Source organism: Bifidobacterium sp. ESL0820, assembly GCF_052606235.1.
In genome coordinates this window covers 1-26,181 of record NZ_CP199595.1, presented here as the reverse complement: position 1 = coordinate 26,181, position 26,181 = coordinate 1, and the positions used below count along the sequence as shown (strand labels likewise).

Annotated in this window: 28 protein-coding genes; 7 read left to right on the top strand and 21 right to left on the bottom strand. The window is 62.2% G+C overall.

Going from position 1 to position 26,181, the window contains the following annotated elements:
• Nucleotides 1-2: 2 nt before the first annotated feature.
• The gene (locus ACUIAH_RS08610) at nucleotides 3-944 is read right to left on the bottom strand and encodes a hypothetical protein (protein ID WP_445341624.1); all 942 of its coding nucleotides are present in this window, start codon (nucleotides 942-944) and stop codon (nucleotides 3-5) included.
• 463 nt (nucleotides 945-1,407) lie between these two features.
• Nucleotides 1,408-2,862, bottom strand: a complete 1,455-nt coding sequence (locus ACUIAH_RS08605; RefSeq protein WP_445341623.1) for a ParB/RepB/Spo0J family partition protein — start codon at nucleotides 2,860-2,862, stop codon at nucleotides 1,408-1,410.
• Between the two features lie 388 nt (nucleotides 2,863-3,250).
• Between ACUIAH_RS08605 and ACUIAH_RS08600 the strand changes: the two genes are divergently transcribed.
• Entirely contained in the window at nucleotides 3,251-3,694 is a 444-nt protein-coding gene (locus ACUIAH_RS08600) for a hypothetical protein (RefSeq protein ID WP_445341622.1), read from the top strand.
• 70 nt (nucleotides 3,695-3,764) lie between these two features.
• On the opposite strand, the gene ACUIAH_RS08595 is transcribed toward ACUIAH_RS08600, so the two are convergent.
• Both ACUIAH_RS08595 and ACUIAH_RS08590 read right to left on the bottom strand, forming a co-directional pair.
• The gene (locus ACUIAH_RS08595) at nucleotides 3,765-4,133 is read right to left on the bottom strand and encodes a ribbon-helix-helix protein, CopG family (protein ID WP_445341621.1); all 369 of its coding nucleotides are present in this window, start codon (nucleotides 4,131-4,133) and stop codon (nucleotides 3,765-3,767) included.
• Nucleotides 4,134-4,184: 51 nt separating this feature from the next.
• A complete protein-coding gene (locus ACUIAH_RS08590; protein WP_445341620.1) occupies nucleotides 4,185-4,460 on the bottom strand; it encodes a hypothetical protein in 276 nt (91 codons plus the stop codon).
• 488 nt (nucleotides 4,461-4,948) lie between these two features.
• Between ACUIAH_RS08590 and ACUIAH_RS08585 the strand changes: the two genes are divergently transcribed.
• A complete protein-coding gene (locus tag ACUIAH_RS08585) occupies nucleotides 4,949-5,245 on the top strand; it encodes a hypothetical protein (RefSeq protein ID WP_445341619.1) in 297 nt (98 codons plus the stop codon).
• 15 nt (nucleotides 5,246-5,260) lie between these two features.
• Here ACUIAH_RS08585 and ACUIAH_RS08580 read toward each other — a convergent pair whose 3' ends face one another.
• The 6 genes from ACUIAH_RS08580 to ACUIAH_RS08555 form a co-directional block, all read right to left on the bottom strand.
• Nucleotides 5,261-5,773, bottom strand: coding sequence for a helix-turn-helix domain-containing protein (locus ACUIAH_RS08580; protein ID WP_445341618.1), 513 nt, complete (start codon nucleotides 5,771-5,773; stop codon nucleotides 5,261-5,263).
• Entirely contained in the window at nucleotides 5,770-6,363 is a 594-nt protein-coding gene (locus tag ACUIAH_RS08575) for a hypothetical protein (protein WP_445341617.1), read from the bottom strand. The genes ACUIAH_RS08580 and ACUIAH_RS08575 overlap by 4 nt, the downstream gene beginning before the upstream one ends.
• Nucleotides 6,364-6,368: 5 nt before the next feature.
• Nucleotides 6,369-6,752, bottom strand: coding sequence for a hypothetical protein (locus ACUIAH_RS08570; protein ID WP_445341616.1), 384 nt, complete (start codon nucleotides 6,750-6,752; stop codon nucleotides 6,369-6,371).
• 136 nt (nucleotides 6,753-6,888) lie between these two features.
• Nucleotides 6,889-7,719, bottom strand: a complete 831-nt coding sequence (locus tag ACUIAH_RS08565) for a hypothetical protein (protein WP_445341615.1) — start codon at nucleotides 7,717-7,719, stop codon at nucleotides 6,889-6,891.
• Nucleotides 7,716-10,031 (bottom strand): type I-E CRISPR-associated protein Cse1/CasA, encoded by a 2,316-nt coding sequence (locus tag ACUIAH_RS08560; RefSeq protein ID WP_445341614.1) that lies wholly within the window; start codon nucleotides 10,029-10,031, stop codon nucleotides 7,716-7,718. Before ACUIAH_RS08560 ends, ACUIAH_RS08565 begins: the two co-directional genes overlap by 4 nt.
• Nucleotides 10,028-10,447 carry a hypothetical protein gene (locus ACUIAH_RS08555; RefSeq protein ID WP_445341613.1) on the bottom strand — a complete coding sequence of 140 codons (420 nt, stop codon included), beginning with the start codon at nucleotides 10,445-10,447 and terminating at the stop codon, nucleotides 10,028-10,030. Before ACUIAH_RS08555 ends, ACUIAH_RS08560 begins: the two co-directional genes overlap by 4 nt.
• 134 nt (nucleotides 10,448-10,581) lie before the next feature.
• Between ACUIAH_RS08555 and ACUIAH_RS08550 the strand changes: the two genes are divergently transcribed.
• Nucleotides 10,582-11,121, top strand: coding sequence for a hypothetical protein (locus ACUIAH_RS08550; protein WP_445341612.1), 540 nt, complete (start codon nucleotides 10,582-10,584; stop codon nucleotides 11,119-11,121).
• Nucleotides 11,122-11,171: 50 nt separating this feature from the next.
• On the opposite strand, the gene ACUIAH_RS08545 is transcribed toward ACUIAH_RS08550, so the two are convergent.
• The 3 genes from ACUIAH_RS08545 to ACUIAH_RS08535 form a co-directional block, all read right to left on the bottom strand.
• Nucleotides 11,172-11,759 carry a recombinase family protein gene (locus ACUIAH_RS08545; RefSeq protein WP_445341611.1) on the bottom strand — a complete coding sequence of 196 codons (588 nt, stop codon included), beginning with the start codon at nucleotides 11,757-11,759 and terminating at the stop codon, nucleotides 11,172-11,174.
• Entirely contained in the window at nucleotides 11,753-12,592 is an 840-nt protein-coding gene (locus ACUIAH_RS08540) for a hypothetical protein (RefSeq protein WP_445341610.1), read from the bottom strand. Before ACUIAH_RS08540 ends, ACUIAH_RS08545 begins: the two co-directional genes overlap by 7 nt.
• Before the next feature lie 308 nt (nucleotides 12,593-12,900).
• Nucleotides 12,901-13,137, bottom strand: coding sequence for a hypothetical protein (locus tag ACUIAH_RS08535; protein WP_445341609.1), 237 nt, complete (start codon nucleotides 13,135-13,137; stop codon nucleotides 12,901-12,903).
• A gap of 194 nt (nucleotides 13,138-13,331) precedes the next feature.
• On the opposite strand from ACUIAH_RS08535, the gene ACUIAH_RS08530 reads away from it, so the two are divergent.
• Complete coding sequence (locus tag ACUIAH_RS08530; protein WP_445341608.1) at nucleotides 13,332-13,610, top strand: hypothetical protein; 279 nt, start codon at nucleotides 13,332-13,334, stop codon at nucleotides 13,608-13,610.
• 177 nt (nucleotides 13,611-13,787) lie between these two features.
• Here the strand turns inward: ACUIAH_RS08530 and ACUIAH_RS08525 are convergent, their stop codons facing one another.
• The 6 genes from ACUIAH_RS08525 to ACUIAH_RS08500 all read right to left on the bottom strand — a co-directional run bounded on the left by ACUIAH_RS08525 (nucleotide 13,788) and on the right by ACUIAH_RS08500 (nucleotide 17,859).
• Complete coding sequence (locus ACUIAH_RS08525) at nucleotides 13,788-14,117, bottom strand: hypothetical protein (RefSeq protein ID WP_445341607.1); 330 nt, start codon at nucleotides 14,115-14,117, stop codon at nucleotides 13,788-13,790.
• A 92-nt stretch (nucleotides 14,118-14,209) separates the two neighbouring features.
• Nucleotides 14,210-14,479, bottom strand: coding sequence for a hypothetical protein (locus tag ACUIAH_RS08520; RefSeq protein WP_445341606.1), 270 nt, complete (start codon nucleotides 14,477-14,479; stop codon nucleotides 14,210-14,212).
• Between the two features lie 409 nt (nucleotides 14,480-14,888).
• Nucleotides 14,889-15,104 carry a hypothetical protein gene (locus tag ACUIAH_RS08515; protein WP_445341605.1) on the bottom strand — a complete coding sequence of 72 codons (216 nt, stop codon included), beginning with the start codon at nucleotides 15,102-15,104 and terminating at the stop codon, nucleotides 14,889-14,891.
• A gap of 85 nt (nucleotides 15,105-15,189) precedes the next feature.
• Nucleotides 15,190-15,798, bottom strand: a complete 609-nt coding sequence (locus ACUIAH_RS08510) for a ParA family protein (RefSeq protein WP_445341604.1) — start codon at nucleotides 15,796-15,798, stop codon at nucleotides 15,190-15,192.
• A 630-nt stretch (nucleotides 15,799-16,428) separates the two neighbouring features.
• Entirely contained in the window at nucleotides 16,429-17,361 is a 933-nt protein-coding gene (locus tag ACUIAH_RS08505) for a replication protein RepA (RefSeq protein ID WP_445341603.1), read from the bottom strand.
• A 132-nt stretch (nucleotides 17,362-17,493) separates the two neighbouring features.
• Nucleotides 17,494-17,859, bottom strand: coding sequence for a hypothetical protein (locus ACUIAH_RS08500; RefSeq protein ID WP_445341602.1), 366 nt, complete (start codon nucleotides 17,857-17,859; stop codon nucleotides 17,494-17,496).
• A 430-nt stretch (nucleotides 17,860-18,289) separates the two neighbouring features.
• Between ACUIAH_RS08500 and ACUIAH_RS08495 the strand changes: the two genes are divergently transcribed.
• The 3 genes from ACUIAH_RS08495 to ACUIAH_RS08485 all read left to right on the top strand — a co-directional run bounded on the left by ACUIAH_RS08495 (nucleotide 18,290) and on the right by ACUIAH_RS08485 (nucleotide 23,774).
• On the top strand, nucleotides 18,290-19,345 hold the full coding sequence (locus ACUIAH_RS08495) for a hypothetical protein (RefSeq protein ID WP_445341601.1): 1,056 nt from the start codon (nucleotides 18,290-18,292) through the stop codon (nucleotides 19,343-19,345).
• Between the two features lie 116 nt (nucleotides 19,346-19,461).
• Entirely contained in the window at nucleotides 19,462-19,836 is a 375-nt protein-coding gene (locus tag ACUIAH_RS08490) for a hypothetical protein (protein ID WP_445341600.1), read from the top strand.
• A complete protein-coding gene (locus tag ACUIAH_RS08485; protein ID WP_445341598.1) occupies nucleotides 19,833-23,774 on the top strand; it encodes an LPXTG cell wall anchor domain-containing protein in 3,942 nt (1,313 codons plus the stop codon). Before ACUIAH_RS08490 ends, ACUIAH_RS08485 begins: the two co-directional genes overlap by 4 nt.
• Nucleotides 23,775-24,170: 396 nt before the next feature.
• Here ACUIAH_RS08485 and ACUIAH_RS08480 read toward each other — a convergent pair whose 3' ends face one another.
• Both ACUIAH_RS08480 and ACUIAH_RS08475 read right to left on the bottom strand, forming a co-directional pair.
• Entirely contained in the window at nucleotides 24,171-25,394 is a 1,224-nt protein-coding gene (locus ACUIAH_RS08480; protein ID WP_445341597.1) for a hypothetical protein, read from the bottom strand.
• Entirely contained in the window at nucleotides 25,391-26,002 is a 612-nt protein-coding gene (locus ACUIAH_RS08475; protein WP_445341596.1) for a hypothetical protein, read from the bottom strand. Before ACUIAH_RS08475 ends, ACUIAH_RS08480 begins: the two co-directional genes overlap by 4 nt.
• Nucleotides 26,003-26,181: the final 179 nt, after the last annotated feature.

Below are 26,181 nucleotides of genomic sequence, written 5' to 3'. Positions count from 1 at the left end.
GCTCAGACCACCGCCTTTTCGCGGGCCGATGCGGGCACCGCGTCGGCCCAGGCGGTGCGGCTTGCGGCCTCGATGTCCTCCTCGCTCAGGCCGTTGGGGTGGCGTTGGAACAGCCGCCACATGGTCTTTATCCACTTGATGGCCGGGAGGAGCTGTTCGGCGGTGTCGGCGTTCCACGGGCCGAACGTCCTGAGCTCGATGGTGTCGTCGTGGTCGTCGTTGACGGCCACTTCTTTGCCGTGGTAGTAGTCGGTGTAGCGGCACCACCGGTTCTGCTCGGGGTCAGCGTGCCGCATGTTCAGCCATGCGGCCCGGTTCGCGTCCAGCCCGTCCAGGGCGCACGCCCAATCGGCGGCGTACTGGCCGCTGGCGCGGCTGATGTGGATGTGGCCGCCTGCGTGCTCCTGGCTTTTCAGGGGCCTGATTCCGGCTATCAGGCGGTGGAGCCTTGAGAGGGTCTGCGGGTCGGTGTCCAGCGGCTGGGTCTGGTATTCCCACCCGTCCCGGTCAAGGCTTCCGTCCGCGCACCATCCGGCTATCAGGTCGTTGCGGGTGATGGCTTCGTGGTCGTGCGGGCCGTCGACCTCGATTTCAAGGCCGATGGTCAGGTGCTCGTCGCCGGGGATGTTCTGGTAGGGGTCTTGGTATTCGGGGGCGAGGCTGTCCGTCTCGTGGGCGTAGCAGGCCGGGCACCATTGGCCCTCCGCGTATGGGGGGCAGTCCGCGCAGTCATCGCACAGGGGGTCTGCGCATGACTCGCACCGTGTGGAGCATTGGAGGCAGAAGGTCTCCCCGCATCCGACGCAATGGACGGCGCACAGGCGGCATAGGGGGGTGTGGCACCGGTGGCACCGGCCGACCAGAGGCCGGGTGGGCGACATGCAGTATCCGCAGTGGGTGGCTTCCGGACAGGGTTCGTCGCTTGGGTTGTTGGTGGTGGTCATGTCTGCTCCTTGCTGTGTGTGGCGGGCACCTCCCGCCTGACAACCTCCACCAGGCACGGGCTGAGCGGAGGGAGCGGCCCCCCGTGTGGACCGGGACTCGGCAGGCCGGAGGCCCGCATGGCATGCTGTTCGGCCATGCGGGCCGCAGGCCCGGCGAGGATCGGGACGCCCGGGGGCCGTGACCGGAGCGACCCATGCCATGCTGGAGGTGGTCAGGCGGGAGACGTCGATAAGCACTGAGCCCGGGACGGGCGCAGGGCGGCGGGAACCAGCCGGCCGGCCCATGGCCGGCGTCCGTCTCCTGTGCTCCGCCCGATCATCTGCGGGCGGGGCGGCGGCGAGTGGCCCCCATCAAAGGGGGCCGGGAGCCGTCGCCTGGGGCCGGCCCCGAAGGGATGGGTCAGGCTCCTCTTGGTTGGGTGTGCGCCCCCGGCTGGAGCCTTGCCGGGGGCGCGCAGGGCTTTTAGTCCTGCTCCTGCTCTTGGTCGGGCTCCTCCTGCTCGTCCTTGGGCAGGTAGGCGCCCTCCAGGGCGGCTTTCTCGTCGTCGCTGGGCTTGTATCCGGTCTGGGCGAGGATGCCGTAGTACTGCCGGAGCATGCGCAGGCCGACATGCTCGTCGGTCCAGTCGTAGGGCTTCTGGGTGAGCTGGCCGGCGCTCAGGAGCAGCCAGATGGCGGCCTGTTGGCGGTGCTTGTCGTCGGGGCTGAGCAGGTCGGTGCCTTGCCCCCATACGTCGTCGTAGGCGGGCCCGGGCTTCACGCTCGTGAGGTCGGCTTTGCAGGCCCGGTCGTGCATGAGCGCGTCGGCCAGGATGGTGGCGCTGTTCTTCAGGGGGGTGGCGCGCTTGGTGATGTGCTCGATGTGGTCGAGCACCAGCTTTTCGGTCATCTGCGCGAAGGCGTACAGCTTGGCGTTCCGCTCCCGTTCGTCCCGCTCGGCCTGCTCCCGCTGGGCCTGCCGGAGGGCTTCCTCCTTGTCGGCCTGCTCCTGCTCGCGTTTCCGCTCGTCCAGCTCCTTCGGGGTGTACCGGTGCAGGAGGGCTACGCCGCGGTTCCAGTCGTATTTTCCGTTGTTGATGATGTCGGCGGTGGTCAGGCTCTGCCGCGTGGCTATATCCATCTCGGACATGGCGGCGGCGATGTCATGGCCGGTGCTGATGGTCTCGACCCGGCGGTACCCCTCCGGGCGGTCGTAGAGGTCGTCCATCTCGTCGATGGTGTCCAGCCCGAGGGATTCGACCACGGTGCGGGCCTCCTCCAGCCACTTCTCGTCCTCGATGCTCTTCTCGCACTTGGCCAGCTGGGCCGCCCAGTTGTTGGTGCCGGCGGCCTTCATGAGCTTCTTCTGCAGGTCGGGCCGCCCGTCGAAGCCGGCTATGCGGTCGAGCTGGTCGAAGCTGACCTGCCGGTCGGGCAGAAGGGTCGGGTCGAGGCTGGCGGCCCTGAGCCGCCTGCGCACGGTGGTGCGGCTCCGGCCGGTGGCCTTGGCCATCTGGTCCTCGCTCTCCCCCAGTTCGAGCAGGCGGGCGTACCCCTTGGCCTCCTCGATGGGGGTCAGGCCTGCGCGCTGGGTGTTCTCCACCAGCATGAGCTCGGCCTGCTCCTGCTGGCCGGCCTTGCGCACGATGCAGGGCAGGGTGTCCAGTCCGGCCTTGATGGCGGCGGCGTAGCGCCGGTGGCCCATGATTATCGTGTGGCGGCCCTGCTTGTCGGCGGAGGTGACCACCAGCGGCTGTTGAACCCCCTGGGCGGCGATGGAGGCCGACAGCTCGGTCAGGTCCCCGAGGTCCTTGCGGGGGTTGTCGGGGTTGGGGTTGAGGTTGGCGGCCTTGACCTGCAGGAGGACGGGCTGGCCTTCTGCGGGCATGGCGGCCCCTTGTGTCTTGGTCGCGGTGGGGGTTGCGGTTGCGGTGCTCATGATGTGGCTCCTTGTCTGTCCGGCGGGCCTCTCCCGCCTGACACCGGCATCAGGCCGCCGGGAGGGCGGAGCGCCGTTCCGCGTGCGGATCGGGACCCGGCAGGCCGCAGGGGGCATGGCATGCTTTTCGGCCATGCGGCCCGCAGGCCCGGCGGTGACCGGGACGCTCCGGATGGCGCGCAGCCCGAGCGGTGGCAGGATGATGGGGTCAGGCGAGCAGGTTGCGGCTGTGTCCGTCCGGACACGGCCGCCAGGCTTCCCGCCGGCCGGCCGTAGGCCGGCGTCCGTCTCCCGGCGCCTCTGATCCGCCGGCAGCGGATCCTTCCGGACAGGGGCATACCGGTGGTATAGTTGTAGGCATACCATTGATATAGTCCAGGGAGGGATCATGACCGCTAGAAAACCGATGGAGAGCCGCACGGGAGCCGATTTCAGGATGCTCAGGGACAAGTTGGGGGTCAGCCAGCAGTGGGTGGCCGGCCAGGTGGGCGTGACCAAGCTGACGGTCCTCACCTGGGAGGATCCGCATGAGTTCGCCCTCCCCTCCAGGAAGGCCTGGGATCTGTTGGAGGGCATGTGGCGCCAGGCCGACAAGATGGCCGCCAGGCTGGTCGGCGTCGCCGGCGAGGCCGCGAAGGCGGCCGAGGAGGAGGGCCGCAGCCCGGTCATGCTCCTGCTTCCCTACTGGCGCAACCGGGCGGATTATCTGAGCTCGGGCCGTGACGGGTGCATGGAGGTGGAGAATCTTGCCACCAGGATGGCCCAGGACCGGCTGGCCGTCCTGGGCATGCCCTGCGGGATCACCTATGCGCAGCCCCTGCCCGAGGCATGAAAAAGGGCGCCCCAGGAATTCCGGTCTTCATGGATTCCTGGGGCGCCCTTGCGTCCTTCTGCGCCGGCCGTCAGGCTACTGCCTGCTGCTTGCCCGTGCCCTGAACATACCAGGCGACGGCCTTGCGGATGATGGCGGATTTGTTCGTGCCCTCCTGCTTGGCCAGCTGGCTGGCCTTGTCGTCCAGGTCCTTGGGCACGCGGATCTTCCATGTCTTCCGGGCCGTCTGGGTGGCCTCGGCCCGGCGCAGGCGCATCTGCTCGAATTCCGCATGAAGGTCCCTGAAGAACTGGTCCTCGTCCACCTCGCGGTTCGGGTCCATGTGCCGTACGGAGCCCGGTACGACATCCAGATGCTCCCCGCGTTCGGCCTTGGCAGCCACCTCTTCCATCTGCCGACGCTCTTCCTCCGTCTTCGGCTCGTATTCATATGCCCGCATGATGATCCCCTAGATCCTCGGTTTTATTATTTATATTATCTGCTTGGCAATCTACCGGTCGCGCTTGTGCTGCTCGATCAGATAGCGCCACACGTCGGTGACGGTCATGGCATGGAAGGCGACGAATTCTCCGGGTTCTGCTTCCTTGACCATGACCTCGATGTAGTCCTCTTCGAGCGCCCCGAGATGCCTGGGTCCGACGAACACCACGGCATCCAGCCCATTCCGATCCTGAATCCCCTCCTTGCCTGCATGATGCAGGACAGCATAGGCGATTTCCTGATAGGTCACACCGTGCTTGCCGGCGCTTCTGGTCATCTTGAGCATTCGATATCCTTCCCTCTCCCATCTCCTGTCTATATGGTACCACACTGACGACCCACAGTCAAGGACTACACTCTTTTTTTCTGGCCTTTCCCTGGATCTTCCGGCCGCGGCCCTGCTGTGGTGGTCATCCTCCTCGATGATTCTCCGGCTTCGGATCCTTTAGCGGAAAACCCTGATATGCCCTTTCGCAGCTCCGGCAGCCTGTCCTCGCGCACGCCCGGCCCCGCCTTTCCCTCCCTGCTCCGGCAGGCCCCCGCCTTATGCACGCCCAAAGCTGTCAGGCCGTTATTTGGCAAGCTTCCTAGGGGGCGCGTCTTTTGCGCCCCATAGGATGCGCGGCAGCCGATGATCGACCTGATCCAGGTCGCCGGGGCTCGGGGCGGGAGCCCCGCCGTCACGCCCTGCCCCGCCTTTCATGCCCGACTCTGCCGTACGCCTGGCTCTTTTCCCATGGGCATACACCCCTATGTGTCTTTACTATGAGGGCCATGGCAGGCGAGGATGTGTCTCCGGAGGACAGGGCCAGGGCGGAGCAGGTGGCCGGCAGCGTCATAGGACAGCTGCTGGCGGGCCAGCGGGTGACCCTGATCGATGAGGACTCCCCCAGGGGCCGCTACCTGCATGCCCTGATCGAACAGCGCCGGCAGGAGCATCTGATCGACATAGGCCGGTCCATGGGGCACCTGGCCTGGGTCACCCGCGAGCAGGACCGGCAGACCAGGGAATGGTATGCCAGCCGGCGGGCCATCTACGCCAGACTCCAGTCCAGGGTCCGCCACTGGTGACCGGATACAGTCTCGTTATTGCTTGTGCCTGGTGAGGGTGATGCCCAGCGCTGTGGACGCCACGAAATCGGACTTGGTGACGGCTGCCCTGGCGGCCAGGTTATGGACGGCGTCCCTGATGGCTTTCTGCCGGTCGTTCAGGTCCGGCGAGGAGAAGTCCCGATCGTGATGGTCGTCGTCCTCTGCCGCGTCATCCAGCAGGCCGAAGAAACCGTCCTGGAGGGTTTCCTCAAGAATCGACTGGGGGACATCGGTCTTGTTGTAGTAGCCGGGGATGGTGAAGTCCCAACCTTCTTCCTTTGCAGGACCCTCCTGCTCGGCACGCCGGCGGATCCGGTAGACCGTGGGCCTGCTCAGCCCGGTGCACACCATGACCTCCGTGTAGGATGCCCCCAGGTCGAAGGCCTTGACGATCAGCTCGTCGCGCCTTAGCTTGGCCTTGTCGATGTCCTCCGAAGAGTCCAGGAGCATCCCCCTGACCTCATCAAGGGTTTTTGGGTCGTGTTCCATGTACGTGTGGTCACTCATTGTTCCAGTCCTTCTTCCCGCAGCTCCAGGCCCCACCGGTCCAGCATGTCCAGGCTGCGCCGGCCTCCTTGCCTCCAGTCGGCCAGGTCGGTGATGAATGTCGCATAGTCCACGGCCATCCGCTTGTCTTTGAGCATGCCGGCTATCCTGCCGGCCGCGTGCATCGCTCCGTTGTCCATGAGCTGGCCGAACAGCAGGACGCTGATGGTGACCTGCTCGCCGGTCTGCCGACTTTCCTCCTGCTCCATCCGCTGCACCTGGGGGTCCATAAGGGGCCCGCCCTCCTCCACGGCCTGCAGAAGAGCCAGGTTCATGTCCCGCTGGCCCACATGGTAAGTGAGCATGCACAGGCCCTCCCGAACCGCCTGGATGCGCGCCTCGAGCAGGTCGGGCTCCCGGTCCATCCACTTGGGGTCGCCCTTGTACATCCAGAATGGGGTCCTCGCATCGTACTGGGTGCGGCACCGGCCCAGGTCCGCCGGCTCCAGGTAGATGCCCGTATCCTCTTTCGGGGCTCGTGCAGCCAGATCCGCCAACAGCTGGGTGACCATATCCCGCACCCAGCAGGCAAAGTCCGCGTGGTCTGTCATGCCCGTCAGTCCTCGCTCATCAGGGACAGGTAGAAAAGAGCCCCGGTGGTGCCGTACCCGTAACGGAGAGTGGCGTTGACGATGATCTGCGCCTCGCGCTGGGTCATACGCCCAGGCTGGCTGTGGTCCTTACGCCCCTGCACATAGAAGACATGGCCGGGAGCATAGGCATCAACCCCGCAGGAAAGTGTTGCGGTAAAGGGCTTAGCTGCGATGAAGCGGCCATCCTTGTCAAAGTAGACGCCATAGTCCTTCTGGGTGTCGTTGCACTTCCGGGCGATACGGCGGGCGACGGTGCCTACCTTGATGCCGTCCTTCTTGTCCTTGTCCACATCGTCTAAGACCTGGTTGACGGAAGGCTTGTTGGGCCTGGTGCAGTCTTCGTGCATAATGATCGCCTTAGCAGATCGTACGCCCCCTGGAGTGGCTGCTCCGTAGGGAGGCTTCTCTTTAACCGACACCTATAGTGTGTCACACTAATACACTATGTATCAAGATGAAACATTCTTGGGCGTGTCGCATCTTCTAGCGCAGGATATGCACCGTCTTCTTGCGGATGAGGGGCTTGTCGGCGGGGCCTTTGACAAAGGGCGGGATCCACTGCCGGCGGCGCAGGGCATGGCCTTTGCCGTAGGGCTGTTCGCGCCAGAAGCCGCGCACAATCCACCGGTGCGTGTACTCGCGGGTCTTCTCGCCCGGCTCGGGCTGGTCTCCTGGCCGGTGCATATTCTCCCGCAGGAGCACCATCTTCACCTGGGGGATCTCCGTCCGCTCGTACCTGGCGGGCACCCGGTCCAGAGGCGTGACCCTGGGGGCGCGGGTCTCGCTGATTGAGGGCTGCTGGCTGAGCGCCCAGGCGGCTTTGAGCACGTCCTCCAGGATGTCCGGCCTGCTGCCATGGGCGAAAGTCACATATCCGATGGGCAGCCTCGGATCGCACTCACTGACATAGGCCGGCTCCCTGCTGAACACCTCGGTGATCAGGGTGGTGCCCTGGCCGATGGCGTATCTGGTCCATGAGATGGCGTCGACGCTGCAGGACCGGCCGTCCGGATAATCCTGCAACCGGAAGGGCAGGCCGTCCTGGAAGACCATGAACCCCGTGCCGCTGGGCGGCTGCACGTCGGGAAGGTCGCCGGCCTCGGCGGTGTCGGCGGCCAGGGTAGCCATGTCCCGGCTCACCCACCAGATGGGCGAGGACCGCAAGGGCTCACCGATCCGCCATGAGTCGTCCGGGGGCAGGCCCTCGGCGATGGCTGTTCTCCGGCCCAGGTCGTTCTTCCAGTCGGCCAGCTTATCCCTGATGTAGGGCAGCCAGATGGGTGTGAGCTTCGGAGTGCTTCTTCTGCGGCTCATGACTGCTGGCTTCTGGGGCCTCTGGTCCGTCTGAGGCTGCCGTAGATAGTGCTGGCGGATACGTGGTACCGGGCGGCGAGCTCGTGGACGGTGGCCTTGCCCTGGTCGTAGAGGCTGGCGATCTTTTTGTCGTCGTCGGCATCGAGCCGTTTGGGGCGGCCTTGGCGGCCGTGCAGGGCCTGTCCTTGGTCGCGTTTCTGGCTTCGCGTCCTGGGTTGTAGGCGCCATTCGGTCTGGGGCAGGATGCGCAGGCCGGTGGCGCCGTCCCGGAGGATCCTGGGCTGGCGTTCCCATGTCCTCAGCAGGCGTTGCAGGCGCTGCTCGTCCTCGCCTGCTGCCATGGCCGAGGCGGCCAGGGCGGCGGCGTGCGGTGCCAGGCCCTCGGCCCCCTGGTCTTCGGGCTTCCAGACCCGCCAGGCATCGTCGGCTCCTTCGGCCGGCCGGGCCAAACGGCGGTGCAGGGTCATGTGGCTGAGCCCGGAGGCGGTTTCGAGACGCTCCCTGGATGCCCCTTCGTGCTCTCCGGCCCGGCACAGGCTGATCAGCAGTCCGGACAGGGTCTGGATGCAGGCCCTGGCGTCGAGCATGGCCGGCCTGGGGTCGGCCGTTTCGGGCCCGTCGGCAGTCTTGGCGCCGTCACGGAGCCGTTTGAGAGCGGCCTCGCTCATGCCGTAGGCGCGGGCCAGGCTTGCGGGGGTCCAGCCGTGGTTCATGGCTTCCTCGGCCGTGTCGTTCAGTTTCCGATTGCCGGCTTCGATGGCCTGGGCGACGTCCGTGAGCCGGGACAGCCCCGGCCCCAGGATGGCCTGGGACAGCCTTCCGTGCAGGATGTCCAGGGCCTGGGCCGGGCTTTGTCCGCCTCGAGGCAGGAAATTGCTGGGCTGGTCGGGAACCAGGCGGCTCTTGATGCGCCTGGCCATGTATTCCAGGATGCCCACCGGGTCGGCGCGGCCCTGGAGCAGCAGGCTCATGGCGTTCTGCATGTCCAGGGCTCCCTCGTCACGGGCGGCGGCCTTTACGGCGTTCAGACGGTCCGGGCCTCCTCCCTCCGGCCGGGCTCCGGCGGCGCGCATCATGCGGATCCGGTAATCGACCCATGCGTCGTCCATGTCCGTCAGGGCGCGGGCCGTGTCGGCCAGGATCCTGCCGCCCAGGGGGGTCAGCCAGTCCGGGATGATGGGTGTCGTGCGTGCTGCGATGTCAGTGATGCCGCTGGCCTGGCGGCCGTAGGAGACGGCCATCGTGTGCAGGGAGAGCCCCAGGTCGGCGCCGGCCGTGTCCAGGGCCTGCGCGTCCCATGTGATGCCGGCAGGGCACACGTCGGGTTTTTCGGCACTGGAGGGGATGATGCCGGTGATGGCGTGGGCCAGGGTCGGTTTCGGCCCGGAGGGGATGCCGGCAGGCCTGGGTGCGGATCCTTTGCGTGTGCGGGCCGCCCAACGGGCCATGGGCTCGATGCCGTGCAGGGTGGTCGGGTCGACGATGTCCCCGTAGGCGACGATGGCGCCGTCCACCCCGTCGGGGCCGCCTTGGAGGAGTATGCGCCGCCCGGTCCAGGTCAGGCAGTCGGCCGGCCCTTCGGGCCTGCGGCCCAGGACGGGTCCCGGCGACGGGGGCAGGGGACGTTCCCAGGCTGCCCGGTCGCCCTTCCTCCGGCATGGGGGCGCCCATCCCAGCAGGAGCGTGTGGTACAGGTCGGGGCCCTCCATCCAGGCCATGTCCAGCAGGCCGCACATCCCCTGGCCCGGCAGGCCGTGGGGCGGGTATTCGCGTCCGCTTCTGGCGCTGGGCGAACCGTCGGCGGCGGGCTTGATGCCGGCCGTGTCCCAGGCCTGGATCGACAGGAGCATGAGCGCCGCCCTGGCCGGATCCACGCCTTCCTCCGGGACGAAGACCTGCCCCGGCCCGATGCCCCGCGCCACCGGGTCGGCCAGCACCAGGGGCCGGGGGCCTTTCCTGGTGGCCAGCCCCGGATACTGGAGGAACGGCCGGTCCCGGCCGAACAGATCGAATCGGTCATGCCACCGGTCCAGGTAGGCGTCCACCAGGTCAGGGTCGAAGCCGTCCCGACCATACAGCCCGCGCCACTGCTTTACCGGGTCCTGGCCGGTTTCCGGGCCTGGAAGGATACGGTAGGCGATGGCCGTGAGCAGGCGCAGGACGGGCACCCGGTAGGCTGCCTCGCCCTCGTCCAGTCCCCGGATGCCGCCGGCCTCATGGAGCACCTTGCGGATCCCCCACTCATGATGCTTCCCGTCAGCGTCAGCGACCCCTATCCAGGGCTGGTCGATCAGATTGTATCCACCGGTCACCGTGCCTGCCCCTCCCCCAGCATGGCCAGCACGTCGCTGCGGTCCACGCCGGCCAGTTCCGCCAGCCGGCCCACGCTCATGCCGTCGTCGGCGGCGTGAACCATGGCCGCCCTCAGCTCACCGTCGGCGATGATCTCCTCCTTGCCGGCTTGGATCCTGCGCAGGGGCCTGAGCTCGCCGTTGACAGATGCCTCGTCGGCGTCGAGGGCGATGATGTCCGGATCGCCCGCCATGCGTTCGATGGCCCGTTCCTGGCTGTCCGTCACATGCGCTTCGTCCGCCTCCACGCCGTCGGCCCGGGCCGCCTGCTCCTGGAAGACCCTGGCCAGGCGCAATGCCGAAACCGGCGCCAGATCATGCCTGTCCGCCAGGTCCTCGGCCACCTGCCCTATCATCCTGCCTGCTGCCGTCATCATCGACTCCAATCCTCGGTCCAACTGATTACAATATCATTATACCACATTGAGCGGGAGAAGTGGTACATGTTTTATGAATTCCTGGCCATGGGACGACCGATAATGTTCGGTGAAAGTGGGAGAAGGAGGCATCCATGACGGATCAGCAGACCGTCGGCATTCCAAGCGGCAAAGCACCGAATGACGATACAGACGATGAACATAGACAACAACTTCAATGGACCCTTGAACAGACTCAGCTGAGGTGCGACGACCTCCAAGGTAAGCACGACAAACTGATGGATCTTGCCGCGCGCCTGCTGGGTCTCTGCGCTATATCCGGCTTCACCACCTTCTTATCGAAGTCCACTTGGCAAGATCTTATAGGAGCTGCCAGGTTCTATCTCAGATGGTCCGTTATCCTTTTGTTTGTCGCTGTGATTGCTGCCGTATTTGTGCTCATCTTCTTTTCAGTCAAGTCTTCGTTGAGGGACCAGAGGCTTCTGGATATTACGAAATTAGGACAGGAACAATCCACGGAAGAGAAAACGACCTGCCTCATTAAAACCCTAAGCGCTCAAATAGAGAGGTTGAGAAAGTCGAATTTTTATGCCTCATTTGCTGTTTACTTTATGTACGCAATCTATGCGATTTCCCTTGAATTGCTCGTTCTAATCATTCTTTCATATCATTGATCCTGCGGCCTCTAATTAAACGGTATGGTTTGCTGGTCGTAGTCAGGGCGTTATGCAAACGGTACGCTATGATGTTGGTTCTGGTCCTTCTGGCGGTCTAAGACCTTGTAGATGGTGCTTCGGCTGACGTTGAACCTGGCGGCTATCTCCTTGACGGTCACGGTCCTGGAGTCGTACAGCTGGCGCACCATGGCGACGTCCTTGTCGGAGAGCTTGTAGGGGCGGCCGCCTTTCCTGCCGCGCGCCCTGGCCGCTTTCAGGCCGGCCATGGTGCGTTCCCGGATCAGGTCCCGTTCGAACTGCGCCATGACGGCGAACATGTTGAAGACCATCACCCCGCCGGACGTGCTGGTGTCCATGTTCTCGGTCAGGCTGCGGAACCCCACCCCCTGTTTCCGGAACCGGTCCATCAGGCCGGCCAGGTTCTGCACGCTGCGGCCCAGCCTGTCCAGCTTCCATACCACCACCGTGTCGCCCTCGCGCAGCGCCTCCAGCATCCGATCCAATTGGGGGCGGCTGGCCTTGGCCCCGGAGGAATGATCGACGTAGATCCTCTCGCATCCAGCTTTCCTCAGCGCGTCGGTCTGCAGATCCTCGTTCTGTTCAAGCGTGCTCACCCTCGCATAGCCGATCAGCATGCGCCCTCCCCCCGGCCGGCCGACGGCGACGACGGCTTCGGCCGCCGCGCATGCGCCCTCCTCGGAAACTGACGGTGATAGGCCGGACGGGCATGGAGCGAACGGTTATAGACCGCCATATAAGTCTTCTTGTACGGGCCTTCCCTGGGAACGATGCGCTCGTTGATGATCTGCACCAGATAGTTGACCACCAGCACGGAAATAGCCACAGAGAAGATCAGCGAAAGATCCGCCTTCCCGAAGAATCCTTCGTTCCACAGGTTGACGAACAGCAGGAAGATAATGCCTATGACGGGATAAGGCGTGGTGCGGATCCACCATCTGCTCGGCCGCCCTCGCTCCAGACCGCTATAAGCGTCGTGGATATAGAGAAACAATGCCGTAATTTCAACCAGGAGAAGAAGCCCGAAACAGACGTATGGCAGTGTCGGCACCCCATTTGCGGGGGTGAGATTAGGAGTAAATTGCAAAAGGAAAACAGACATACAGCTGTAGTATGCCGCGTGAACAGACAGATAAGCTAGTATCTTGCCTTCACGCCGCTCACGCGGTGAGGGTGAGTGTCCTAATACACTAATGCAATAAAATATAATCCCGGAAAATAAAACCAAAAAAGAAAATAGACCCCAAAGTTCTGAATAGGCCGAATCAGCATTCCCAAAGGCCATTGACAATAGATGGACGGCACCGACGAAGCACAAGACCATCGACGCCATAAGCACGGATAATCCCCATCGTTTGCGCGTTTGATATGATGGCCTTCCCTTACTAAACGAATTTTTATGATCTTTGTTCCGCTTAAGCACGCGCACATCCTTGCTTAGTTGCTTCATGTTCACGCCCTGCCCTCGAATCGGTTTATCTTCCCATACGATTATCGTACATAGATTAAAGAACAAGTAAAACGACAAATACGCATCATTGAATCTTCGGATATGCAGGACAAGCCGAATGTATATTAAACGGTCGTTTACGAAACGACCCCGGCCTTATGGTCAAGGTCGGGGTCGGCAAATTCCAGCCATTGCTATCGATTGTCGGAATTTGATCCTGCTTTTATGCTGTGTCGCCTCTGTCTTATGGTTTCAGTCCTTGTTTGTTCCGAAGAATATACAGACCGTTGATGCGTGATGCTTTATGCCTAATGTTGGAGCCGCATGGGCTCGGCCTCGGCATCCCAGTCCTCGGTGGCCTTCCCCCAGAACTCTTTGTTATTTGCCAGCCGTTTATCTCGTTCGCTGACTACCTCCACCCTCTCCACGGTGTATCCGTAGCTGGTCTCCATCACCCGGTACAGGCCCTTCCCGTGCTTCCCAAGAGAGATCCGGTTGCGCGCATCCGTACTCACCAGAACCGGCTCTTGCATAGTCGCAGTCATCACAATCTCCTCGTGTGTTTTTCATCATTCGCTCTGCACGGTGTTGCCATGTGTCGGCATCGTGCTATTACTCATTGTAACAATTTGCTCTATGACACACAAGCAATATATTCATTATGGTTACACTTAATTAGATGTTACAATATGTTGATGTTACAAGTGCTCTAGTGTGACAAAGTGGTATAATGTACAGTATGATCACATTAACGAGGGTGCGCGCCACACAAAGAGCACAGAAACAGTACGAGTACTACTACGCCAATGACTATTACCTCGCCCAGGAGATGTACCGCGTCCTGGAGCTTCTCGATGAAGGGCCCATCAAATGGGCCCATGAGCAGCAGACCGAGAAGGGGCTCGCGCACTGGGTGCGGGTCGATTTGCCCGGAGCAGACAAGAAGTCGTACGGCATAGTCTGGAGGGAGATGGCCGACGGTACCGCCAAGGTCATGTACATCGGCCTGATCCCCTAGACAGGCGTCGCCACTTGCGATCCCGGCTCCGGCTGCCAGCGGGGCCGGAGCATGGACCACGCTTGCAGACCCGACCGTTCCCCCGCCGTTGATCAGGAAAAGGCCGCGGCCCTTTTCCGGGTCGCGGCCGGTTTCTTATGCTTTAGGACAATGGCATCCGGAAGCAGGTCAATCCCTTCATCGGGAATCCGCTAATCTTCTGCCCTTTCCTGCCCGTTCCTGGATGAAGTCCGCCAGGACGGAGCGAACCAGCGCCGAGGAGTTATGTAGGTTCTCCTCCTGGGCGATGTATTTCAGGGCTTCCTTCATGGCCGGCGTGACCTTCACGCGCAGTTCCACGTTGGCGGGTCGACGCTCCTCTTCGCGGGGCCGGCCTGCGAAGATGCCCATCAAATCCTTATCCGTCAGGGCTGGGGCACCGGGGTCCCTGTACACCGCAGTCCCCGGCGCGGGCTTCAGCTCGCCCCGGTCAGCCATTGCATCAAGCTCTTCGCTTGTATAGCTCACCTGCGTTTTCCTTTCTTATTTATCGGGAGACCGCCATCCCAGGCCAAACGGTCCGGGATGGTGGGTCCTTCAGCAATCCGCCGTCATCTGCGTTACAGCAAATGCCTCCACCTGTCGGTGACGGGCATGGCGTGGAATGCATGCAGAAAGCCGTCCGCACGCATGGCCACGATCACCTCGATGGCGTTATGGCGCGAGCCCCCTTCATGCCTGGGTCCGACGAAAGCGATTGTCGGCTGTCCGGGATTGCCCAGAGTTTGTTGGAAGCCGAAGGGGTGATGGACGGCGTATCTGATCTCCTCATCCTTCAGGCCATGCTTGCGTGCAGATTGATCGATCTTTACCAATGCCCCACTGCTCATTGTTGCTCCTAATCGGTTCATATTGCTGGCTCATGATGCATCCTCTATCTCCATCGTTTTTACCGTTTCAAGAGATTATTATAATTACTCCGTCAAAATACTCCGCTAATTCACTCCACAGCAGAATATTCTTTCCTGCTCTCTTTCCTCCGGATTGCTAAAGCCCGGACTCTCGGTTGCCGTGCTGTTTGGGAAAGCCGGTGAATTCCACCTTAAGTCGCGTTCTCCTGGTCAGTGAAATTCCTGAAAGTCTCTGCGCCAATGCGCATTGTCCTGTTCTTCTGCCGGCTTTGCCGTATCCCTTATCCCTTGTCTGCTTATATGGACGCCATGCGGTACCCTGCCATAAATAACTACATGACTATTTAACTGCATAGTTATCGCTAAATGTAATTATGTAGCTATGTTCTTATTTAGTCTGTTTCTCCAGGCTTTCCCTGACGAGGCGCGAGACTATTTTGCTCATGCTCTCCCCCGTCTCGATAGACTGCAATTTCAGCGCCTTGTGTATGCTCTTCGGGATCAGCAGGGTCGTGGTGACGGTTGGCTCCCTCTTCTCCTTCTTGCCCTGGTAATTGGTGTCTCCGATTCTCTGTTGCTTTCCGCCTGTAGCCAGCTTGACCATCGCGTCTCCTGAACTGAATATAGATATGGTTATTGATGTGCATGGATATGCAACTATGTACTTATGTACTTATGTAGTTAAGTGGTTATGCTGCTTCCACGGCCTGGATCAGCTCGCCTGTGAACTCGATGAACCCACTGTCCGAAGGTACCTGGTTGCTTCCTGCTCCTGCTCGGTGCGTGGACTCGCGTTCTGGTATGAGGGTGTCGAACCGGGGAAAACCCATCGCTTCGATCTCGCTGATGGTCTCCTTTGTGGTTTTCTGTCTGATGTTCGCGCAGTTGATGAGCACGGCGCGCGCCTTGGCGAAGCTCTTGAACGTCTCCCTGGTTCTTTTGCTGTCCAGGTGTCCAGGCCGGGTTACTATCACGATCACGTCTGAGACGTTTTCGACGGCGTCGCCCAGGGTGTTCTGCATCACCGGGGGAGTGTCGATCAGGATGTAGTCGTATCCCGCTGTGACTTCCTCCTCCCCAAGTTCCTCGATTTCCCCGATGGCGGCCGTCTCCACCCGGAAGGGCAGGGGGGTGCCCTTGCCGCGTGCCTTCTTCTGCCATTCCCAGCTGCCTCCGCTTGGGTCGGCGTCTTTCACCAGGACATTGAACCCTCTTTTGGCCAGAGAGAGGCCGGTGAGAATGGTTGCGGTCGTCTTTCCCACGCCGCCTTTGGTGTTTACGAAAGCAATGCGTTTCATACCTTGCTCCAATCGGAAATAGAATAGTTACATAATTAATTATATACAGCATTATGTAGTTATGCAACTATGCAGTAGGCATGTGTCTCCGGCATTACTTGTATGGTCGTTTCTAAAACGTAGCGCACCGAGAGGAATATGCCGACCGGTTGCTCGCTTCCCCTTCTCATGGATCCTCTGGCATCCCCGTTGATGATCTTCGTTGTGCATGAGCAAAGGGGTGGTGCGCTGTAGATGGTGCAGTGGCCGTGCCTTCTGGATTGTGGATAACTTTGATGCTGCATTTGCGATATAGGAGTTATCTAGAGTCTATAGCCACTATAGCTACTAGGTGTTTTGCTCAGCCCTACTGCCGCAAGGGTTTTCAGGTTTTGTGGTGTAGAACAACTACGTTGCCGGTGTAGAACAACTACGTTGCCGGTGTAGAACAACTACGTTGCCGGTGTAGAACAACTACGTTGGTCTGGTGTAGAACAACTACGTTGCCGGAGGGCTTTTGTATCGGTGAATGTGGATAACTTCGATGCATTTTGGGTGGTTCGCATCCTCCAGGCTCCTTTGGCTGGAGGATGGCGGCGGCTGCCTGTCGCGGCTGTAGGCGATGGGCCTTGGGTCCCGGCCCTGGTCTGATCAGTTGCCGGTCTTGCGTGGCTTGGGTTTGACGCTGAGATTGGATCTTTGCAGGATGATGCCTTCGCCTTTGACGACCTTGTAGTGCAGGCCTCCAGGCCATGGCTGGGAGATTTTCTTGAGGCTGTTCTTGAAGTATCTGGTGAATTCCTTGCGGTTCTTGTAGGTGCTGCCGAACTGCCTGCTGAGGCTGTCCCAGGTGATGATGCCCGTCTGCATGGCGTTTGAGTGGTTGAGCGCGTACAGGCGCCTGGACAGCCACATGTAGATGTCGATGATCTGGCCGCGGCTTGCCGGGTTCATCTGGACCAGGACTTCGAGCATGTCGTCGTCCAGGGGGATGCCGTGCCGCATCTGCTCCCAGGTTTCGCCGGTCAGCTGGAGGTAGCCGTTGGCGTGCGATTCGTCGCCGGGTTTCCTGCTCCAGGAGATGTAGCTTTCCTTCGAGATGGTCAGCGATTCCGTGTGGCGTGCGAACCGGTCCCTGGTGCTCAGGTCCTCGGTGATTTTGATTTGCATGGCGCTGACGGCATCGAGCTGGCGTCTGAACGCCTTGTAATCGCCCCCGGTGGGACTGCGCATGATGTGCAGTTGCTTCATGAGGTCGCCCAGGTTGTCGGGCAGGTAGATGGTCCTGGTAGGGTTGTCCGGATTGCGTTTGACTTGGGTGGTGATGTAGATCAGCAGCAGGCGGGCGTATTTGCCGTATGGCCACAGCGTGAGCAGTTTCCCGTCCAATGCGTATTGCTGCGGGGTGACCTGGTAGGTGAGTGTGCCGTTGACCCGTATCCAGGGCTCGGCCGTCTTCGGCTCCCGGTAGGGGAGTGAGAACCGGCAGAAGTCGGGCATGATGTACATCCGGCTCTGGGCGTTGAGCTGTTTCCATTGCGGCCCGTCTATGGGCTGCGGATTCTGATTGGCGAATTCTTCCATGAGGAGGTATACTCTCTAATGCGTATTTTTGTTCCCCGTTCTGTTTCCGGCAGGCGGGGATTTTTCTTACCGAATTCAGTATACCTATGCAGTGGCGGCTTTTGTCAAAAAAGGTGGAGTCTGAGGCTTCCGCTAATCACGGCTTTGTGGCTTGCGGGGAGAGCTGGCGTTAATTGACTTGATGGTGTTCATATAGGTTTCTGCCGCTGTGGTCATTTCATCCATGAATGTGCCCAACGCATCGTATTCCTCGTCGGACATGGCTGCCTCCATACCGTCGGCCTCTTTCGACTGTTTGATGATCTTGAAGGTCTCCGTTGATGGGTTCTTGCCGAACAGGCCGCAGATTCTGATGAACTGGCTCAGCGTGAATGGACTGTTGCGCATGTGGAGCACATTATGCGTCCTGCTGTACGAAGAGTCGATAACCGCCGCTATATCGTCCGTGGTGATCCGATTGCCAGTCTCGTCTATCCACTTACGGATGGTCTGCACCATGAGCTTATCGGAATGACCCCAGGCCTGTTTTGCGTTCGGTTTCATCCAGACAATTCTACGCAGGGTCGCCCTCAACCTGGTTCTTATTATAATGCAAAATAACATATAATTTTGCATTATAGTACAAAATGGAGTCGAAAAAATGATACACTTTCGGGTATCAGCGCTTCAATGGCCGGTTGCGTTGTGTAAGGAGGAAAGCCGATTGCAGTAGTTATCCAGAGTCATTCAGATGGTGGTAGAGGAAACCCTCCCGGCATAACCGGGAGGGGTGTGCAGCGCAGCAAGTCCAGACGGGAAGCATCATTCGCCAAGGATGCTTCCCAGGACTAGCCGCATAACCAAAGGTAAGAAAGGTGGCACTGCACACCTGTTTAATCTACCACCGCCTCCAAATGTTCGATAGGGGTATAGAGAAGAGGGAAATTTCATGGAGGACCATGATAACGAGGGGACCATGGACCTGCAGAGCGTGTCCGATCCCGTGGAGGACGAGGATTCGCTCCCGCCGGCAATTGTGCCGGAGGATGGGGGAGACCCTTCGGACGGGAAGCAGCGTCCGAAGTGGCTGGTTCCGGTGATTGCCGCTGTCGTGGTGGTTGTCGTGGCTGTGGCTGGCCTTGTGGGCTGGCGCGTGTTTGAGTCCCGCCGGCATGATGCGGCGCTGGACTCCTGCAGCCGGGCGGTGAAGGCCGTGCAGGCGAAGACCGGTTCGGGCCGTATGGCGCGATACCGCGAGGCGGCCGGCATCAAGGCGGACCAGGTCAAGGATGCGAAGACCGTGCTGGCCATGGCTCGCAGCGTGAAGGACGCTGAGGGCTTCAAACGGCAGACCGTGCAGTGCAAGGCTTCCATGTCCACTGCTGATCTGAATGCGGAGGCCGGCAAGGCCAGGAGGATCGACGGCAGATTCGCTGTTGTGGCGAAGTCGGCCAAGGCGGTTTTGGCTTCCCGGGATGCGAAGGTCCTGGATGATGCGAAGACTGCTCTGGACGGGAAGAAGGGCGAAGCGTCGAAGCTGCTGGCCGATTCTGACGGGAAGGTGGCCGACAACGCCACCCGTGACGGCCTGCAGAAGGCCATCGACCAGGCCGGCCGGGTCAGGTCCGGCAAGGCGAAGGCCTACCAGGATGCGGTGGACGCCCTGCAGGCGGCCATCGATCAGGTGAACGCCTCCGTGCAGGCCAAGAGCCAGGCCGACCAGCAGGCCGCAGCACAAGCAGCACAAGCCCAGGCCGCCCAGCAGGCTCAGGCGGCCCAGCAGGCCGCATCCTCCAACAACAGCCGAGGCGGCTACACGCCCACCTATCGGCCGTCCGTCAACAGAGGAGGCGGCGGCTACGCGCCAGCACCCGCGCCGGCAGCACCATCCGCACCACAAGGCGGCAACAGCAGCAGTGGAGGCTTTGATTGGAACCAGTGGCTGCAAACTCAAAAGCCGTATGGGGAAGCCTGTAATTCAGCTGGCGTATGTGGCATCGGCTGAATAATTAAAAGAATTTGCCAGCGGGACCGGTTGCTTGGTAGGTCTCCTATCCCGCTGGCTTACTTGTGGGCGGCCATATTGGCCGTCCCCTTCATGATAGTGGAAGGGAAACATAAATGATGACACCAGGAAAGATCGGACGCTGGGCGCGCCGGCTCCTGCGCCTGGGATCCGGATGGGCGGGCAAGGCGGTGGCCATAGCCGCCGCTGGAGCCACGCTGATGATCGGCCTCCCTCCGGCGTTCGCCGGCGGCGGCGCCGGCAGTTCGGACGGCGGCGGCGGCGGAGTCATGGCCACGCAAGTGAGTTGGGCCTATAAGGATGCCAATGACGGCGCATTCGGTTCCTCGACCGATTTCAACAGCATCTACGGTGCTTTTTCGACGATGGGGGTGTCCATGCTGCCCGGCGGCGTGGGCCACGCGCAGAAGGCTTTGACCGAGGCCACGAGGCGCACCCCGACCAGTACGGCCAGGCCCAATGCCGCGTGACCGGCGTGGGCGTCATGACCGGACACAACAAGCAGTTCAGCGGCGAAGCCCACCATCTGAAAAACGACTGGCTGCAAGCATGGGCTGAAGGCCCTGCCAAGGGCATATACAGCAACCGTGGCGTACCGTATAACACTGATTTACCTTTCGAGGATCAGCCCGATACGACGATTAATTCGCTTGTTGATCAGTACACTCGTGATTCGACGAGCATGGTGGTTATTGCTCTGAATCAGTATGAGCCGAAGCCTGCGAATTATCGTCTCCAGGTGTCCACGGATCAGCAGTCGCCGGCGGCCATGGTGGTTGGTGCGACCAATGAGGTCCAGGATGTGATCCACACGGATGCTTCGGGCTCCCCGATCCGGGAGAACGTGAATGCAACGGTGGTCATGCATTATGATGGCCAGCCTGACGGGTATGTGGGCGCGAAGCAGGCGGTGAAGAACGTCACCCTGCCCAACCAGGGCGATACGCGGGTCGGGTTCACCCCGGCCGATTTCGGGCTGGCTCATTGGCAGGAGGGCCAGTATTGGTTCGATGTGCAGGTGTCGAAGCAGGGTCGCATGGATGGGGCGGTGGATACCCCGGACCGTGACCCGCGTGAGGTGTTCAGCGTCTCGTCAGTCCCCCCGCCCGCTCCGGTGAAGAAGATCCAGAAGGGCACTTCGGCCGACCGGATGGTCAATCGCACGACGATCACGACCGGCACGGGCCGTGGCGGCTATGAGCTGCATTTCCGTGAGCGTATTGAACCGTATGGTGTCTCGTATTCGGTTGAGAACATCAAGCTGCGGGATCTGACCGACGGCCGGGATGTGGCCGGAGAGTTCAAAGTTGTCTGGGATCAGGCCACAGGCCTGCTGACGGCGGACCGGAACCCCGACAAGGGGGAGATGCCGCTGGAGCACCAGTATCAGCTTTCGTTTGACGTGCGGGTGTCGAAGCCTGATTTCAGCAAGATTCGTGATCATGCGACGGTGGGTTGGAACAAGCGGCCGGCCGTGGACACGGGGGCCAAGGAGTTCCCGACGTGGCGCCCCCAGCCTGACAAGTCCTGGATCAAGCAGGACCAGGCGACGGGCAAGTGGGCGGCGGTCATCGACCCGTCCCGCACGAACACGTCCGGCGCGGATAACGCGAAGTTCCTTGATGGCGACAAGGTGGCGTCAGTGGTGAACGCCACGGTGGCGGCCGATCTGATTGAGGCGCCCGCCCGGTTCGAGATCGGGGACGACTGGTCACGCGCGTCCTACATCTTCAAGGCGGACGACGTGTCGAAGATCCGCGTCTACCAGGCCAAGGCCGGCACTGACCGTGCTTCCTCGGTCAGCGACATCGCCAACCGTGGCAAGGATGTGACCGGCCAGTTCGACATCACCATGAAAGGCACGCATGCCGTGGCCAAGGCCAAGCCGGCTTATCTGCGTGGTCTGAAGGGCATGGCGGACCCCCTGCAGGTGACGATGCTTGTTCCCGGGTCGATCAGCTTCGTCCGTGGCAAGGGTGCGGCCCAGGTGCGCAAGGACTTCGGCAAGAAGCCCGGCGACGAGCTGACCTTCTGCAAGGAGCCCGGTGCGGCCGGCGCGGACCTGACCAACAGCGCCTACGAGCAGGTCAACACCCATAAGGTGGCCACCAACGAGCCGAAGATCTGCGGGTACGTGCCGCCGGTGAAGAAGGACGTGGTGTCCGAGGCCAGCCAGGGCGGCGACCAGGACAGCGTGGACGGCAAGGTCGTCTACCCCGGCCAGAAGGTCGAATACCAGCTGACCACCCAGCCCCAGCTGCCTGACCTGCTGGCCTACCAGGGGGAGCGGGTGATTTTCACCGACACCTATGACCAGTGGCTGAACGTGGACAAGCAGACCCTGGAGCTGATGGATCTGAACACGGGCCGGGTGATCCCCAAGAGCCGGTACACCACGAAGTGGGACGACGGGCATCACCTGGTGCAGGTCGTCTTCACCGACGCCGACCTGATCGGCCAGTGGCGGGCGGCCCGGAACCCGCGCATCCAGCTGCGGTTCGAGGGCACCGTCGACGGGAAGGCCCCTGCCGGGCACAAGGTGAACAACCAGTGGATGCTGACCCTGAACAACAGCCTGACCCCCAGCAATGAGGTGTTCAACACCCCGCCGGACTTCAACCCCCTCAAGAAGGACGTCAGCTCGAAGGACCAGAGCGTCAGCATCGACGGGAAGACCCTCCTGCTGGGCGACACCGGCTACTACCGGGTCACCCTGGACGCCAGGCAGACCAACCAGGCGTACGCCGTGTGGCGGCTGGGCCTGGTGGACGATTTCGACGACGAGTACCTGTCCATCGACCCCTCGCGGATCGAGGTGCAGGGGTCGGACGGCAAGGACTACACCAAGGCGTTCAACATTCAGGTCAGGGACGGCGTGGTCTACGCGTTCGCCAGGACCGTGGACACCAGGGTGCCGGCGACCGGGGAGACCCTCAAGGGCGACCCGCAGCCTGCCGACCTGGCCGCCTACGCCGCCGCCAAGGGCCACGACCCGCTGCGCGAGCCCGCCATCGACCAGGGCCTGCTGGGCCGCTCCTATGATCTGGTGCTGCCCTACAAGGTGATCAAGGTCAAGGACGGCTACGTGGTGAAGAACAAGGCCACGCAGATCATCAACGACCTGCGCAAGGACACCAACCAGGTGAGCAACCCGCTCAAGCCGCTCAACCCGAGCAAGGATGTGGTGGTCAAGGTCAACGGGGAGAGCACGAACGGCAAGAGCGTGTACAAGGACCGGCTCTTCCTCTACCAGCTTGACAGCAGCATTCTGCCGGCCAACCGGGCATACGCCCAGGCCGACCGGTGGTTGATCGAGGACCAGCTGGACCCGAAGATCGACCAGTACACGGGCCAGTGGGCCGTGTACGCCACCCGCGACCTGTACAAGGACGGGAAGGTGCTGGCCGGCAAGGGCGACCGGATCGCCGGCTCCGGGTTCGATTCCTCGAAGCTGGGCAAGCTGTTCACCCTGGAGCAGGACCGGTCGGGCAAGGTGACCATCCAGGCCACGCCCGCCTACCTGGCGCTGGTGTCCGCGTCCGGCGACCGTGAGGCCGGCTGGCGCGCCTACATCCAGTGCAAGCGTCTGGCTGTCACCAAGCGCCACGAGAACCGTTTCACCGAGTACTACAACGACAAGGTGAACCCCTCGAACGTGGTGTGGACCCGCACCCCGGACATGACCCCCAGGCTGAGGATCGTCAAGTTCGACACCAGGAGCGGCCTGCCCCAGGGGGATCGCAACGACCCCAAGGAGGCCCTGACGGTGGAGGGCGACACCGATATCACGGTGCGCATCTACAACGATTCGGGCACCGATCCGGGCACGGGCCGGGGCTACGTGTTCCTGGGCCGGGACCTGAAGCTGGAGGACAGGACCGTGGCCGGCGACGGCCAGGTCGTGGACTGGAAGTACCCGGACGGCTGGGCCGACTACCAGCTCAAGCCCGGCAAGCATGTGGATGTGCATGGCACCCTCAAGGGCGTCACGGAGCACCACACCAACCGGGCCAAGGTCACCGGCCGGCCGCTGGCGCCCTGCGTGGTCCCCGGCGACGACAAGCCCTTCGACCCGAAGGATCCCGACGCCAAGCCCGGCCGGGAGACGCCCAAGGATGCGGTCATGGTCGACGGGGTGGCCCTGTGCGGGGACACCACGGTGGAGTCCAACACGGACGACTGGAACGGCATCAGACCGGCCCTGCCTGTGACCGGCTCCCAGGTCGCCGTGGTGCTTCTGGCTGCCGGGCTTCTGATCCTGGGGGGCTTCGTGTCCTTCCAGGGCGGGCGGTGGATGCGCCGCCGGCATGCGGAGAACCATGAGGCTGCCCTGGCGTTCAGCGAGCAGGTCATGGCCCAGGCCGGAGCGCCGGAGCCTGACGACCCGCGTGACGAGCAGCCCCGCTGACGGTATATGAGCCGCACCCATGCAAAGGGGTGCGGCCCCTTCCTTGCAATGCTTCCCTGCCGGGCTTCTTTGGCGGCCGTCTGCCTCTTTGGTTGCCTCTGTTTTCTCGGCCTGGCTGGGTGGTCGTCCCTGACATGGGATGATTCGGATGCAGTGGCGGGCGGGCTGCCTTCCCGCCGCCGGCTGCATCGTCAATACTCCGGTCCTGCAAAGGATCGGCAATGATTCTTCCCGTCGGTGTTCTGGCAGACGCGGCGGGATGTGCGGCAGAGGAACCGATTGTTCCCCCTTCTTGATTCCTCAGCCGTTTCAGCGTCACGGTTCATCGTGGCGGCAAAGCCGGGGCGGTTTCCCCTTACCGCCCCGGCTTATTACTTTGTGGGTGTCATGGCGTTATTACAGGTGGTCGGGCAGCGAGTTGTCGTCGCTGGTGGCCGGGGGCACGCTCCATCCGCCCTGCGGGGCTGCCGGGCGGCTGGTCGGCGGCGAGGCCGGCCTGCCGGAGACGTGTGGCTGGCCGGCGTTTGGCTGGCGTTGGGCGGTGCCTTGCCGTTGCGCCGGCTGCTGGGCCGCTTGGGCCTGCTGGGCTTGTGCTGCTTGTGCTGCGGCCTGCTGGTCGGCCTGGCTCTTGGCCTGCACGGAGGCGTTCACCTGATCGATGGCCGCCTGCAGGGCGTCCGCCGCATCCTGGTAGGCCTTCGCCTTGCCGGACCTGACCCGGCCGGCCTGGTCGATGGCCTTCTGCAGGCCGTCACGGGTGGCGTTGTCGGCCACCTTCCCGTCAGAATCGGCCAGCAGCTTCGACGCTTCGCCCTTCTTCCCGTCCAAAGCCGCCTTCGCATCATCCAGGACCTTCGCATCCCGGGAAGCCAAAACCGCCTTGGCCGACTTCGCCACAGACGCATAGAGCTTTTCCCGGTCGCCTATGGATCGGCGCATGCTGGCTGTAGCCTGGCCGAGTCCGGCTTCCGTGTCCTGGGGGTTGCAGTTTTTCAGCGGGGTCCTGCCGTCTATGGACTCCATGAGACGGTGCAGGGCCCGGACGGTGGACGGGTCTTTGACCTGTTCGGCGGTCACGCCCAGTGCTGATGCGTATTCCGTTCTCAGGGTCCGGCCGAACGTTTGTGCAGTGTCTTTTCTGGCTTGCATGCAGGTCTGGTAGGCCTGCGTTCTGGCGGTTTCCTGCCCTCTTTCGATCATGCGGTGAATGCCTATGCCCGCGCCGGCCAGGATGGCGACCGTGAGCAGCGCGGCACCGGCTTTCCGGATGGTCCGGCCGGTGTCCGTGTTCCTCTTGCCGTCCGGTTCGGCCTGCATTTCCGGGGGCAGGGACGCCGGGCTGTTTTCCCGGCCGTCGTCCTGTTCCTCGGCGTCTTCGATTGCTCCGTCGGGGTATACGAGGATGGCCCGGCCCCCGTCGGGATCCGTGATGGTGGCCTTGATGGTCGTGCGCCTGAGCTTGGCGGTCAGGACCAGCCTTTTTCTTATGGCCTCCTGGCTTTCCTCCGGGGTTTCTCCTGCTGATATGCTCAGACGGTTTCCGTCGATGGCCAGGGTGGCCTGTCGGCCGGACATGGTCACTTCGGCCGGGATGAAGCGTTCTTCCGTGTTCTTTCTCATGACTCCGGCTCCCTGGTGATGGATCCTTCCACCTGCCATTCGCCTCCTGGCCCTTGTATGAGTTTCATGTCGTCGGTGCCGGTGACCGGCGTCCGGTCCCTGCCGATTCTGCGGTGCAGCGCCATGCGCCAGTTGAGCGTGATGATGTCGGTTCCGGGCTGGTCGGGTTTGCCTTCTCGCCCGGTGAAGGTGATGCTGGCGCTTGTCCAGGTTTTGTAGGGTTTCTCGTTGGCTATGAGCGCCTGCCCTTTGGCCTGGTCGGGGTCTATGGGTTCGAGGGACTGCTTGAAGGCGGCTGATCCGTAGATTCCTGCGCGTTTGAGCGCATAGTCCTCCGTGCGGTCGATGGTGCTGTCCCATGTGTATTTGGTGACGGTGTAGGCCTTGGCCACGGCCATCGCGTCGGTTTTGTCGACTTTGGCGGGGTCGGGCAGTGTTGACAGCCAGGGGACTTTATCTGCCCAGGGCTGTCCCTGGGGCGCCGGTCGCGTTGTGGGGGCGGTGGGGGCTTCCGATGTCCGGGCCGGCGGGGTTGCCGGCCTGCCGGACCCGCAGCCTGTGAGCATGACCGTCAGCGCTGCTATGGCGATTAGCTTGCGTGATTGCATGGTGTTCGTCTTTCGTCAGTAGATGTAGGTTATGCCGGCGGCGTTGGCCTGGAGCTGGGCTGCCGAATAGGTTGTCACGATGGGGGCGGGCAGGCTTGCTCCTGATTCGGAAATCATGATGCTGCCGTCCTGGTTGATCTGTTCGACGATGGCCACATGCCCGCAGTACCCGTCGGAGC